This window comes from Pontibacter ummariensis, from assembly GCF_900188175.1.
GTDB classification, from domain to species: Bacteria; Bacteroidota; Bacteroidia; order Cytophagales; family Hymenobacteraceae; genus Pontibacter; species Pontibacter ummariensis.
This window is the reverse complement of record NZ_FZOQ01000010.1, coordinates 113,890-126,227: the sequence shown is the minus strand read 5'-3', so window position 1 is coordinate 126,227 and position 12,338 is coordinate 113,890. Positions and strand designations below refer to the sequence as shown.

Below are 12,338 nucleotides of genomic sequence, written 5' to 3'. Positions count from 1 at the left end.
TACCTTTACTGCATCCTTAACTGAAGAAAAATTTTGGCGTATAGTTTTGAAAGTTCGGTGCAAGCCCCTACTTTTGTACACGAATTAAGACAGAGAGTTGGCGGAGTGGTCGAACGCGGCGGTCTTGAAAACCGTTGACTGTAACAGGTCCGGGGGTTCGAATCCCTCACTCTCTGCTGGTAGCGATACCAAGTTTAGCTAAAAGCCTGCAAACGAAGTTTTGCAGGCTTTTTTGCTTTTGGAGCTATGTCTGCTCATGTAGCTTTTCTAATAAAAAGCGAGTAATCCGGGTTATTCTTTGAGGATTTAACTTACGAGCCCTATATTACATACCTTGTAACAGAAGCGGGTAAAGTCAGAGAGATTTGTAAATCCTACCGCATTTTCCCGCACGTGTAGCAGGAACGCTCATAGGCGCTGGTCTTAGCTAGCCGGATGAGGTGGCTGAGTTGGGCAGCGTGGTAGGGTTGGATGAAAACGGCAGGTGCGCGTTTTACGTCAGTGGATGGTGCAGAGTTCTTGGCGCCAGCCAAAGAACAGTCTCTGTTTCCTGGCATAAAATGTAAGGAGAGCCGCAAATAAAAGCGAAACAGAATGAAGGATTTAACTGAACCTGGCTTAAGAACGGCTGCCAGCCGCTTAAACGAGCTATTATAAGATAACATAGATGAACAACTCACAGCAATACGCCATAGGGGTAGACATTGGGGGAACCAATACCAAGTATGGCATCGTGAACCACCGGGGTGACATCACCCACAATGGCAGAATGTCCACCAGCCAGTACCTAACAGCAGAATCGTTTGTAGAGGCGCTGTTTACTGCTTTGCGCCCAGCTATTGAAGAAGTGGGCGTAGAACATATTAAAGGCATTGGTATCGGTGCTCCTAACGCCAACTACTTTACCGGCTCAATTGAACACGCTCCTAATCTTAACTGGAAAGGTATCGTTCCTTTCGCCGGGCTAATAAGCGAAAAGTTTGGTTTGCCTTGTACCATTACCAATGATGCCAATGCCGCTGCTTTAGGCGAAATGATGTATGGTGCGGCAAAGGGCATGAAAGACTTTATTGTAATGACCTTGGGTACCGGCGTTGGTAGTGGCATTGTGACCGGGGGGCAACTGATCTATGGCCATGACGGCTTTGCAGGAGAACTAGGGCATACCATCATACGCCCTGGGGGAAGACAACACTGGTCTACTGGATTATACGGTTCTTTAGAGGCTTATGCTTCTGCTACGGGCATCGTGTTGACGGCAAAGGAAATGCTTGCGGAAACAGATCAGGACAGCTTGTTGCGCCGGTATCCGGCAGAGGCTTTGGACTCCAAAGCGATTTATGAATGTGCCATGGAAGGCGATGAAATCGCGAAGGAGGTCTATCGCTTTACTGGTCAAATCCTGGGTGAGTCACTGGCCAACTTCGTGATGTTCTCATCGCCGGAGGCCATTGTCCTTTTTGGTGGTGTTACCAAGGCTGGTGACTTGATCATGAACCCGGTGAGGGAGCACATGGAAAAGAACCTATTAGCTGTCTTTAGAAACAAGGTAACGTTAACCTTTAGTGAGCTAAAAGAAGCAGATGCTGCTATTCTGGGTGCCAGCGCCCTGGTATGGTCCATCAGAAAGCAAGGCAATCTTTAAGGAGGGAACACTACCTGCCTCTTTTCAGGTGATACCTCACAGAAGGCCTGTAAGCGTATAGCTTGCAGGCCTTCTGCTTTTGTAGCTCCTAAAACTATGTGTGTTATCGCTTGGTTATACTAAAAATGGCCTTATTAAAGCCTCTACTTAATTATGTCAGCATCCTTGCTTTACTTTTTAAAGGCTTTGCTTGTACTCGTGTTTTTTGTAGACAAGCCCGTGCAGGAGGCAGAGTGGAAACTAGTTCGGGAGGCGAATAACATCAAAGTCTTTACAGTTGATGCCGACAACACCGCCCTCCAAAAAGTAAAAGTAGAGGCTCTGGTGGAGGGGAAATGGGAGAAGATACTTCCCGTGTTTCAGGATGTTGCCAACTACGACAAGTGGGTATTTGCAACGGAGCGTTCCAGTCTCATTCAGATAGTAAGCGACCGGGAGATACTGTATTACATAGAAACAGACCTACCCTGGCCAGCCAAGAATCGTGATGCGGTCCTGCGCATGAAAATCAGGGAAAGTACTGCAGGGGAAATTATTATTGATACGATAGGAGAACCAAATGCCGGGCCTGTTACAGAGGGGAATGTGCGTGTACCGCGTTTTACAGATAAATGGGTCTTCACGAAAGCGGGAAACAGTAAGTTAAGAATCACCTATTATCTTGCAGTTGACCCAGGGGGTAGTCTGCCTCCCTGGCTTATCAACATGTTTAAAGCCAAGGCCCCCCTCGAGACCATCTCCAATCTCAGTGACAAGTTACGAAGGTAAACGCGCGTAAGAGGTAGACTCTGGAACAAGCCCTGTACGGGCATGTTAAATAAAAAGTACCTGATCAAGTTTAAGTTCTCCTGCTGTAGCGATCCTAAATGCTATACAATTAAAAAAGTGAGCAGTTACTGCAGGACTTGGTTCTGTCATAGTTTTATCGTTATATTAGGTTGATTCTTTGGCATAAAGGGCTGCTATAATAGCACAGTTAGCTTCAGAAACTTCCAAAAGATACCTTAACCTATGGCTGCAGACACAACCAAGCGCACTCTTATCCGGTCGGGCAACATTTGGCCCTTTTTGCTCATCACAAGCCTTTTCTTTCTGTGGGGGCTGGCCAACAACATGACGGACACGCTGCTGGCGGCCTTCAAGCGCATCATGAGCATGTCTGACTTCCAGACCTCCTGGATTCAGATGGCCTTCTATGGGGCTTACTTTTGCCTGGCCCTGCCCGCAGCGATCCTGATAAAGAAGTACACCTACAAAACCGGGATTCTTGTAGGGCTGGGCCTGTTCATTCTGGGCTCGCTGCTCTTTTACCCAGCTAGCATGACCATGGCCTATGGGCACTTCCTGATGGCGCTGTACGTGCTCGCCGGAGGCCTGTCTATACTGGAAACCGCCGCTAACCCCTACATCATAGCCATGGGGCCGGAGGAAACAGGGACAAGGCGCCTTAACCTGGCACAGTCATTTAACCCGATCGGCTCTATCACCGGGGTGTTGTTGAGCAAGCTGTTTATCCTCTCCCAACTGAATCTGTCCTCTGCCGAAGAGCGGGCAGCGATGAGTCAGGAGCAGTTGGCGGCTATCCAATCCGACGAGCTGACCGCTGTCATGGGACCCTACGTGGGAGTAGCCTTGTTCCTGGTGCTTATCTGGCTTGCCGTGAAGTTTACCGACATGCCCAAGGCCTCGGACGGCAACGAAAACCTGGATTTATTGCCTACCTTCAAGAGATTGGTCAGAACACCGCACTACGTGTGGGCGGTGATAGCGCAGTTCTTTTATGTGGGTGCCCAGATTTGCGTGTGGTCCTATACCATTCGCTATGTGATGCAGGAAATCCGGCTGAACGAGGAGGATGCCTCCAGTTACTATATGGCCGCACTGATGCTGTTCATGGTTTCCCGCTTTATCTTTACCGCCCTCATGAAGTACGTGAGCCCCAGGAAGCTCCTGCTGATAAGTGCTGTGGCCGCCTCGGCCTGTACCCTCGTGGTGATATACGGCAGCGGTTATGTGGGGGCTTATGCCCTGATCGCCATCTCGGGCTGCATGTCTTTGATGTTCCCGACTATCTATGGCATGGGCATCAGGGGCCTCGGGGATGACACGAAGATTGGGGGCTCGGGGCTGATTATGGCGATACTGGGTGGTGCTGTGATCACCTCTGTGCAAGGGTATGTATCGGACCTGACGCAGGACATCAGCCTGGCTTTCTACGTGCCCCTTGTTTGCTTTGTCGTGGTGGCCCTGTATGCCGTCCTTTCCGGAAGGCTGGAGCGACGCAACCCCCATGAGCTGGGAGACCAGGCCGAAGCCTTGCCGAGCGGCGCCCTCCAGGGGGCTGGCTAGGAGGTGTTTTTCCTTTAAGCCAGAAGAAGGCAGATTTATAGTTGACCTGAGGGGAAAGGCTCCTTATCTTCACCAAAAGCGCAAAAAGCATGAACAGGTATTGCCTGGCGTTGGATCTGAAAGACGATGCCGCACTGATAGCCGAGTACGAGGAGTGGCACCGGAATGTATGGCCGGAAGTCAGGCAGAGTATTCTGGACGCGGGAATTATCGGGATGGATATTTACCGGTTCGGCAACAGGCTGTTTATGATCATGGAGACCGGCAACACCTTCAGCTTTGATAAAAAGGCCGAAATGGACCGGGAAAATCCTAAAGTGCAGGAGTGGGAGCAGCTCATGTGGAAATACCAGCAGGGTATACCAGGAGCAGGGCGAGGAGAGAAGTGGGTGCTGATGCAGCGGATATTTTCCCTTCAGGATAAGATTTGACCACACTTATTACACCACTTTTATGTTCCAACTGAATAACAAGACAGCGCTCGTGACGGGTGGCGGCAGCGGTATTGGGAAGGCCGTGGCCCTGACCTTTGGCCAGCAAGGCGCCACAGTGCACGTGCTGGATGTTAACCAAGACAAAGCCGGCCAAACGGTAGAGGAGATCACCAACGCAGGAGGCAAGGCCTTTGTCAGTACCTGCGATGTTACAAAGCAGGAGGAGGTCGTGCAGGAGTTCCGCCGCATTGGTAAACTGGACATCCTCGTGAACAGTGCCGGCGTTTCTCATATCGGCAAAGCCGACAGCACCAGCGAGCAAGACTTCGACCGCATATACCAGGTGAATGTGAAAGGAGTGTACAACTGCCTTTTCGCGGCCATACCGCTGATGAAGGAGAACGGGGGCGGAGCTATCCTGAACCTGGGCTCCATTGCGGCCAACCTCGGCCTGTCCGACCGCTTTGCCTACTCCATGAGCAAGGGCGCCGTACAGTCTATGACCCTGTCAGTGGCCAAAGACTACCTGCACGACAACATCCGCTGCAACAGTATTTCACCCGCACGGGTACACACGCCTTTTGTAGACGGCTTCCTGGCCAAGAACTATCCCGGGCAGGAGGCGGATATGTTCCAGAAGCTGTCGAAAACGCAGCCAATCGGAAGAATGGCCAAGCCCGACGAGATAGCCAAGCTTGTGCTTTACCTCTGCTCCGACGAGGCTTCCTTTATCACCGGAAATGACTACCCGATTGACGGGGGCTTTGTAAAGCTGAACGGCTAGGCCTGTTTACGAGATTTTCGGGAATGCTATAGATTAAAACCATTTAAAAGATAGAAGCTGTCCGGTAGGGAGAGCCTCACAAAAGCACTATGAAACTAATACGCTACGGAGAACCGAACAAAGAGAAAACGGGTGTTATCATGAATGATGTACTGTACGATACATCCGCCTTCGGGGAAGACTACAACGAACAGTTCTTTGAGACAGACGGCCTTGCCCGCTTACAGCAGTTCTTGGCTGAAAGGGAAGGAAAGCTGGAAAAGGTACCGGAGAACACCCGCCTTGGAAGCCCTGTTGCCCGTCCTTCTAAGATTGTCTGCATTGGACTGAATTATGCGGACCACGCAAAAGAGACAGGGGCAGCCTTGCCACCTGAGCCGGTGATTTTTATGAAATCCACCTCTTCCCTGGTAGGGCCTAACGATGAGATCATGCTCCCCAAAGGCTCTGTTAAAACGGATTGGGAAGTAGAGCTGGCCTTTGTGATGGGCAAAAGAGCAAGTTATGTGGAGGAAGCGGAGGCGATGGACTATGTAGCCGGCTACTGCCTGCACAACGACGTGTCGGAGCGGGAGTTCCAGTTGGAGCGCAACGGCACCTGGGACAAAGGCAAGGGCTGCGATACCTTCGCGCCCCTGGGGCCATTCCTGGCCACGACAGACGAAGTTGAGGATGTGGACAACCTGCGCCTGTGGCTGAAAGTGAATGGCGAAACCATGCAGGACGGCACCACCGCCAACTTCATTTTCAAGATCCCCTACCTGGTATCTTATGTAAGCCAGTTTATGACGCTGCTACCTGGTGACGTGATTTCTACCGGAACGCCGGCCGGGGTAGGCTTAGGCATGAAGCCGCCGTTATACCTTAAAACAGGCGACGTAGTGGAATTGGGCATCGACGGATTAGGCACTTCACGGCAGCAGGTAAAGGCATATGCTAAAAGTTGATGCACACCAACACTTCTGGAAGTTCGATCCGGTACGGGACAGCTGGATAACGGAGGACATGGCTACCATCCGGCGCGATTTCGGGCCGGAGGACCTGCAGCCTTTGCTACAACAGCATGGCTTTGACGGATGCGTCCTGGTGCAGTCTGCAGAGCCGGAGCACGAGAATAAGTTTCTGTTAGAGCAGGCTGAAAAGTACGATTTTATAAAAGGCGTGGTAGGCTGGGTAGACTTCTTTGCAGCGTCCATGGAAGAGCGGTTGGCACGTTACGGCCAGGTCAAAAAGATGAAAGGCTTTCGCTACGTGCTGCAAGGTGCAGAGGACAGGGCGCTGATGCTCCGGCCAGCATTCATGCAAGGTCTCAGCAAGCTGCAGCAGTACGGTTTTACCTACGATTTGCTCATTTTCCCGGATCAGCTAAAGTATGCAGCGGAGTTGATTGCTGCTTTCCCGGAACAGCCTTTCGTGATTGACCACCTGGCCAAGCCCTATATCAGGGACGGGAAGATAGACGAGTGGAAGCGGGACATCAAAGCAGTGGCACAGCATGAGAATGTTTGCTGTAAGGTCTCTGGCATGGTGACGGAGGCGGATTGGAGAAACTGGCGGAAAGAAGACTTCAGGCCCTATCTGGATGTAGTGGTAGAAGCCTTTGGCACCGACAGGTTGCTTTATGGCTCTGATTGGCCGGTGTGCCTCCTGGCCGCCACTTACGCAGAGGTGCTGGCAATTGTGCAGGAGTACTTCTCCGCTTTTAGCAGGGCAGAGCAGGACGCTGTTTTCGGTGGAAACGCGTTGCAGTTTTACAACCTTTCTTAACACAAAACATCAGACATGGACTTAGGACTGAAAGATAAAGTATTCATTGTTTCGGGTGGGGCGAAAGGCATTGGCAGAGGCATTGTAGAGGTGTTAGCCGCAGAGGGAGCCATTCCCGTGATCATCGGGCGGGACGAGCAGGACAACACCCAGGCGGTGAGGGAGATTGAGGAAGGGGGCGGCCGGGCATTCCAGGTGACGGCAGAACTGTCACAACCGGAGGCGTGCCGGAAAGCCGTGGAGGCAGTGGTACACCAGTTTGGCAGGGTGGAAGGGCTGGTCAATAACGCAGGCTTCAACGATGGTGTTGGGCTGGAGAACGGCAACTATGAAAAGTTTATGGCCTCGCTCCATAATAACTTAACTCACTACTACCTGCTTGCTCACTATGCTTTGCCTTATTTGAAAGCTACCCAGGGAGCTATCGTAAACATCAGTTCCAAAACAGCGGAAACAGGCCAGGGGGGCACTTCGGCTTATGCGGCGGCTAATGGAGGTCGTAATGCCCTGACCAGGGAGTGGGCCGTAGAACTCGCCAAGTACAACATCCGGGTGAATGCGATCATTGTGGCTGAAAGCTGGACTTCGGCTTACGAGAAATGGATCAGCACTTTGCCGAACCCGCAGGAGAAGCTGAAGGAGATAACCGCGAAGATACCACTGGGAAACAGGATGACAACCCCTGATGAAATCGGGAACACGGTGGCCTTTTTACTCTCGGGTCGCTCCAGCCACACCACCGGGCAGCTTGTGCACGTGGATGGCGGCTATGTGCATTTAGACAGGGCCATGGCAAACGCTTAGGCTAGTCGGGGTTACTGTGCCTGGAGTAAGCTTCAGCACAGAGTAAGCCAAACCATAACCAGATAAGGCCTTTCTGTTTACACTCAGTTGGTAGCTGTAGCCGCTGGAGGGTTTTGCGTTTCCTGCTCCTTTTGTTTGTTTTGGAAAAGCTTCATTCTTTGCCATACTTCCAGCCAGACAAAAGTATCCTGCAGCTTCGGGTTGCTCGTGTCTATAGTAGCTGTTGCGTTAAGAATAACATTCCTGCGTTTGCTCCCACCCGTTAGTTTTGCAAACAGGGCCCGGAAAGCCTCTCCAATGCCGAGGTGTAATGGTACGCTTACTATGTTGTTTCCTTTAGGAATATGATAGGCCCGGTTAATGGTGCCGCAGGCGTCCAAAAGGTTCTCTACACAAGCATCATAAGTAATATCGCTTACCACCAGTTGTTTCATGTTAAGATTGTTTACCTCTACCAGTGCCGCCATCAATATCCCTTTCGTAAAGCTAAAGCCCCGGGGCTTTACTTTCTTGAGCGCGACAACGGCTTTATCAGACATAGGAAGCCTAAACATATTGTAAAAGGTGGTCCGTTGCTGCGGAAGATCCTCTAAGCGATACACAAGTGAGACCGTTTCCATTAACCTTAAGCTATCCTGGCTCCCATACTGCTGCAGGTACTGCTGCCAGAGGTCATAATTTACGCCTAGCGTAATCCAGGCCGAAGTTGTATCTTCTGCAGGAAGCACTTTGTCGATGCTTTCTCGGCTAATAGCAACAGTGTCATTGGCATAGCTCAGGGTTAACAGTAGACTATCCACCCTGAAGGCCACCGGTAATGGATTCCTGACGTTGATATGGAGCTTGACCCAGGCCGTATCGTAATGAATGAAGACTTTTAGGGTATCAATGCTCGTTATCTGTGGTACGAATTCCTTGCCACCGGCTCCCTTGTCCCAATCCAGCTCCCCTTCCGACTCAAAGCTTAGCCTGGTGGGCCCCAGGATGTCGTTACTGCTCCTTAGTTGGGCTGATGCCTGTAGTTTGTAGTTCCAGTTAATGGTACCCTTCAGGGCCTTTTCGAGTAGCTGGTTCACGTTCTCCGTCGTGAGATGAAGCGGCACTTCTACGATGGAATCTGTTTCGCTTACCTGTGTTGGCTCTTGCGTGTGGCCTGTTATCACCAGGTCTTCCCCCAGTTGAAGGGTATAGTCCAGATCATGGATACTCAAGTCAGGCAGGTTGCTGCGTTGCACCTTTAACTTAAGGGTAAGGTAAGCCCCTTTTTGTGGGCTGAGTTCACGCACTGCCAGGCCAGCTACTTTTATGCCTCCCTGTCCGGCTACCGGTACCTGTAATTGCCGCTCCAGGTGGATGCGCTGCCTTTCTGCATCGGGTAAGTTATACAACAGGTTAAGCGCTATATCCAGACTGACCTTCTCCTGCCCCTGTACGTTTTGCATCAACTGTTGGTAGGCGCTCTCGTCTAACAGCAGCCGGAGGTTCAGGGGCTGCTTGCCGGACTTCGGCAGCACTTGCTCAAAATCTTTTTTGCCACTGGCAATCACTTTGCCGTTATGCCGGACATAATAAGTGGCACTGTCGATGTACAGCGGGATCGGGGCGGGGTTATGCACGACCACGTTGGCCTGCAGAAACGTTTGTTCCTCGTCAGAGTCAACTTCTATCCGCCTTACCTGGCTAATGGAGGGGAGATAGTCTGCACGGGAGCCCATCTGATCCATGTTCAGAGTACCTTCTTTTTCTACCGTCAGCCTGAATTCGTCGAGCAGCCGGTGAGAGCTTTGGATTTGTGCTCCTACCTGAGCCGAATAGTTCCACTTGTCGTCTTCTGACAGGACCTTCTTTATCAAGGCAATCGCGTCCGATGTTTCTAACTGTATGGGTATATCCAGCAGTTTTCCCCCTCGCTGCAAGTGGAAGGTTGTGTCTACCGTGCCGGCAACCCGTAAGGTGTCTCCTATCTGTATCTCATAATCGAAGTCCTGGATGGTCAGGTTTGGTAGGTCTCGGTTAGTGGCGTTGACTTTGAGCAGAAAGGAGTACCCTGCATCAGGACTGAAACTGCGCACGACCACATCCTGTAGCTGTATTCGGGGGCCTTTGGGTACAGGCACGGTGATATGCCTTGTGAGGCTTATGGACTTGGAACTGATAAGGGGTAAGTCGAAGAAGATGTCGGATTTAACTGCCAATTTGAGGCTGTCCTTCTCTTGCTGCTCTTTTAAGTGCTGGCGGTACTTCTCAAAGTCGAGCAGCATCCGGAAGTCCAACACCTTATCCCCTAAAGCGGGCAGGGTATGCGATGTTGTCATTTGGCCCCTGCCTAAGGTAATACTGTCTTCTACTATCGTATAATGTACACTGTCGATGGCAATAGAAAGCGGTAGCCTGTTTTGCACCTGAACTCCTGCTTTCACCTGTGCCGTGTCGTTTGCAATATCCAGTTTTAGGTAAGCTATGTCTTCTACCTTAGGGTAATACTTCTTTTTTAGAATGAAGTATAGCGCACCTCCAAGCAATGCCAGCAGTACAAGGATAATTATCGTCCATTTCGCTTTGTCGTTCATAAAACAGATTTTACTCTGCTATGACTTAACGTAAACGCTGGGGTAGCTGTTAACTACTGACTAAATTGCATTTCAGCCTATTTGGGTAAGGAAGAAAAGACAGCAGGGGGGTGATGACGACCACTGTTCTTCCAAAAAAATGAGACCATAGCAGATACAGAGCCGGCCTTAGATTAAACCACATCGAGGGGCATAAAAAGATGCGGACCAAACTTTCTACCTACCCGGCAGCGTTGACTACTAAGCCGGCAGTATAAGTAGATTACATTACGGTACTGCCATTCCTTCATCAGATTGCTTATTGACCTATGAAAAAGTTATATGTACTTGCTGCGTGCAGCACGCTACTGTATAGTTGTAGTTCAAATCAAACGACAGTAGAGGATACAGCAGCAGTGGCGGCTACGACTACGGCAGCCGAATTCCAGGAGCAGCACCGTCCGCAGTTCCACTTCACGCCTCCCTCCGGCTGGATGAACGACCCGAATGGCATGGTCTACCACAACGGCGAATACCACCTGTTCTACCAGCATAACCCGGACAGCACCGTGTGGGGACCGATGCACTGGGGCCATGCGGTAAGTAAAGACATGGTGGACTGGGAGCACCTGCCAATTGCGCTTTACCCGGACAGCCTGGGTGCTATTTTCTCCGGTAGCGCGGTGGTGGACGTAAATAATACCTCTGGCCTGGGCACGAAAGAGAACCCGGCCATGGTCGCTGTTTTTACTTACCATAATGCGGAGGCAGAAAAGGCAGGCAGAAACGACTTCCAGACACAGGGCATCGCCTTTAGCCTGGACAATGGCCGTAGCTGGACAAAATACAAAGCCAACCCGGTACTGAAGAACCCGGGTATACGTGACTTCCGGGACCCGAAGGTAATATGGTATGAACCGGAGCAAGAGTGGATCATGGCGCTGGCCGTGAAAGATCATATCAGCTTCTACTCCTCTAAAAACCTGCTCGACTGGAAACTTGAAAGCGATTTCGGTGCCAATGTAGGTGCACACGGTGGCGTCTGGGAGTGCCCGGACCTGTTTAAGATGCCTGTGGAGGGGACAGACGAAGAGAAATGGGTCCTGATCGTGAACATCAACCCCGGTGCTCCCAATGGCGGCTCTGGCACACAGTACTTTGTAGGAGACTTTAATGGCAGCAGGTTCGTGCTGGACCCGCAGTTCCAGGCGGATCTGAATGCCAGGCCAGTTATTGCCAAAGTTGTAAATGGGCAGGAGGGCATCTGGCTCGACTATGGCCGCGATCAATATGCCGGTGTGAGTTGGTCCGGCATTCCGGAAGAAGATGGCCGCCGCCTGTTTATGGGTTGGATGAGCAACTGGGACTATGCCAACGTGGTGCCTACCGAAAAATGGCGTAGTGCTATGACGGTTGCCCGCAAGCTAGAGCTGGTGAACACACCGGCAGGCCTACGTGTGGCATCCAAGCCAGTGAAAGAGTTAGAGAACATCTACGGAGCCTCCGAATCGCTGGAAGAGCAAACGGTGTCTAATGTGCTCGCTATATCGGAGAAGCTTTCTTTTAACCCGGTAACCTATGACCTGCAACTGGACCTGAAACCTGTCGGACCACAAAGCTCTTTTGCCATAGAACTGTCGAATGAGAAAGATCAGAAAGTACTGGTAGGTTATGACGTTTCACGTGGCCAATATTACATAGACAGGACGAAGGCTGGCGACCACAGCTTCTCAGACAAATTCTCAGGTGTACAGTATGCTCCAAGACTATCAAATGATGCGTCTTTCGACCTGCGCCTGTTAGTGGACGTGGCTTCGGTGGAGTTCTTCGCGGATGGTGGAAAGACTGTGATGACAAGCGTCTTTTTCCCGGATGAACCATTTACCAGGGTAAGGTTGGTGCCTGGACAGGGGCGGTTAAAGCTGGATTCAGGTAAGATAACCAACCTAAAGTCTATTTATAGCTCGGCTAGCAAATAGCGATCAAAAGCCAACATAACATAAGGC

Annotated in this window: 10 protein-coding genes and 1 tRNA gene; 10 read left to right on the top strand and 1 reads right to left on the bottom strand. The window is 51.0% G+C overall.

The window, feature by feature from the left end:
- The first annotated feature begins 91 nt into the window (after positions 1–91).
- The 9 genes from CHB92_RS12150 to CHB92_RS12110 all read left to right on the top strand — a co-directional run bounded on the left by CHB92_RS12150 (position 92) and on the right by CHB92_RS12110 (position 7,783).
- Positions 92–176 (top strand) — tRNA-Ser (locus CHB92_RS12150).
- Positions 177–667: 491 nt separating this feature from the next.
- The gene (locus CHB92_RS12145; protein ID WP_089319484.1) at positions 668–1,645 is read left to right on the top strand and encodes an ROK family protein; all 978 of its coding nucleotides are present in this window, start codon (positions 668–670) and stop codon (positions 1,643–1,645) included.
- Positions 1,646–1,798: 153 nt separating this feature from the next.
- Entirely contained in the window at positions 1,799–2,413 is a 615-nt protein-coding gene (locus tag CHB92_RS12140) for an START domain-containing protein (protein WP_089319483.1), read from the top strand.
- Between the two features lie 243 nt (positions 2,414–2,656).
- Positions 2,657–3,994, top strand: coding sequence for an L-fucose:H+ symporter permease (gene fucP, locus CHB92_RS12135; RefSeq protein ID WP_089319482.1), 1,338 nt, complete (start codon positions 2,657–2,659; stop codon positions 3,992–3,994).
- A gap of 89 nt (positions 3,995–4,083) precedes the next feature.
- A complete protein-coding gene (locus tag CHB92_RS12130) occupies positions 4,084–4,425 on the top strand; it encodes an L-rhamnose mutarotase (protein WP_089319481.1) in 342 nt (113 codons plus the stop codon).
- A 22-nt stretch (positions 4,426–4,447) separates the two neighbouring features.
- On the top strand, positions 4,448–5,212 hold the full coding sequence (locus tag CHB92_RS12125; RefSeq protein ID WP_089319480.1) for an SDR family NAD(P)-dependent oxidoreductase: 765 nt from the start codon (positions 4,448–4,450) through the stop codon (positions 5,210–5,212).
- An 89-nt stretch (positions 5,213–5,301) separates the two neighbouring features.
- Positions 5,302–6,159, top strand: a complete 858-nt coding sequence (locus tag CHB92_RS12120; protein ID WP_089319479.1) for a fumarylacetoacetate hydrolase family protein — start codon at positions 5,302–5,304, stop codon at positions 6,157–6,159.
- On the top strand, positions 6,146–6,979 hold the full coding sequence (locus tag CHB92_RS12115; protein ID WP_089319478.1) for an amidohydrolase family protein: 834 nt from the start codon (positions 6,146–6,148) through the stop codon (positions 6,977–6,979). Before CHB92_RS12120 ends, CHB92_RS12115 begins: the two co-directional genes overlap by 14 nt.
- Before the next feature lie 15 nt (positions 6,980–6,994).
- Positions 6,995–7,783 carry an L-fucose dehydrogenase gene (locus CHB92_RS12110; protein WP_089319477.1) on the top strand — a complete coding sequence of 263 codons (789 nt, stop codon included), beginning with the start codon at positions 6,995–6,997 and terminating at the stop codon, positions 7,781–7,783.
- An 83-nt stretch (positions 7,784–7,866) separates the two neighbouring features.
- Here CHB92_RS12110 and CHB92_RS12105 read toward each other — a convergent pair whose 3' ends face one another.
- The gene (locus tag CHB92_RS12105; protein ID WP_089319476.1) at positions 7,867–10,353 is read right to left on the bottom strand and encodes an NDR1/HIN1-like protein; all 2,487 of its coding nucleotides are present in this window, start codon (positions 10,351–10,353) and stop codon (positions 7,867–7,869) included.
- A 308-nt stretch (positions 10,354–10,661) separates the two neighbouring features.
- Between CHB92_RS12105 and CHB92_RS12100 the strand changes: the two genes are divergently transcribed.
- Entirely contained in the window at positions 10,662–12,311 is a 1,650-nt protein-coding gene (locus CHB92_RS12100) for a glycoside hydrolase family 32 protein (protein WP_089319475.1), read from the top strand.
- The last annotated feature ends 27 nt before the right edge of the window (positions 12,312–12,338 follow it).

Excerpts from the sequence above, each read along its gene's own strand:
- CHB92_RS12140 (WP_089319483.1), top strand. The coding sequence starts at position 1,799 with ATGTCAGCATCCTTGCTTTACTTTTTAAAGGCTTTGCTTGTACTCGTG.
- CHB92_RS12105 (WP_089319476.1), bottom strand. The coding sequence starts at position 10,353 with ATGAACGACAAAGCGAAATGGACGATAATTATCCTTGTACTGCTGGCA.
- CHB92_RS12130 (WP_089319481.1), top strand. The coding sequence starts at position 4,084 with ATGAACAGGTATTGCCTGGCGTTGGATCTGAAAGACGATGCCGCACTG.
- CHB92_RS12100 (WP_089319475.1), top strand. The coding sequence starts at position 10,662 with ATGAAAAAGTTATATGTACTTGCTGCGTGCAGCACGCTACTGTATAGT.
- CHB92_RS12120 (WP_089319479.1), top strand. The coding sequence starts at position 5,302 with ATGAAACTAATACGCTACGGAGAACCGAACAAAGAGAAAACGGGTGTT.
- CHB92_RS12115 (WP_089319478.1), top strand. The coding sequence starts at position 6,146 with ATGCTAAAAGTTGATGCACACCAACACTTCTGGAAGTTCGATCCGGTA.
- CHB92_RS12125 (WP_089319480.1), top strand. The coding sequence starts at position 4,448 with ATGTTCCAACTGAATAACAAGACAGCGCTCGTGACGGGTGGCGGCAGC.
- CHB92_RS12145 (WP_089319484.1), top strand. The coding sequence starts at position 668 with ATGAACAACTCACAGCAATACGCCATAGGGGTAGACATTGGGGGAACC.
- CHB92_RS12110 (WP_089319477.1), top strand. The coding sequence starts at position 6,995 with ATGGACTTAGGACTGAAAGATAAAGTATTCATTGTTTCGGGTGGGGCG.
- fucP (WP_089319482.1), top strand. The coding sequence starts at position 2,657 with ATGGCTGCAGACACAACCAAGCGCACTCTTATCCGGTCGGGCAACATT.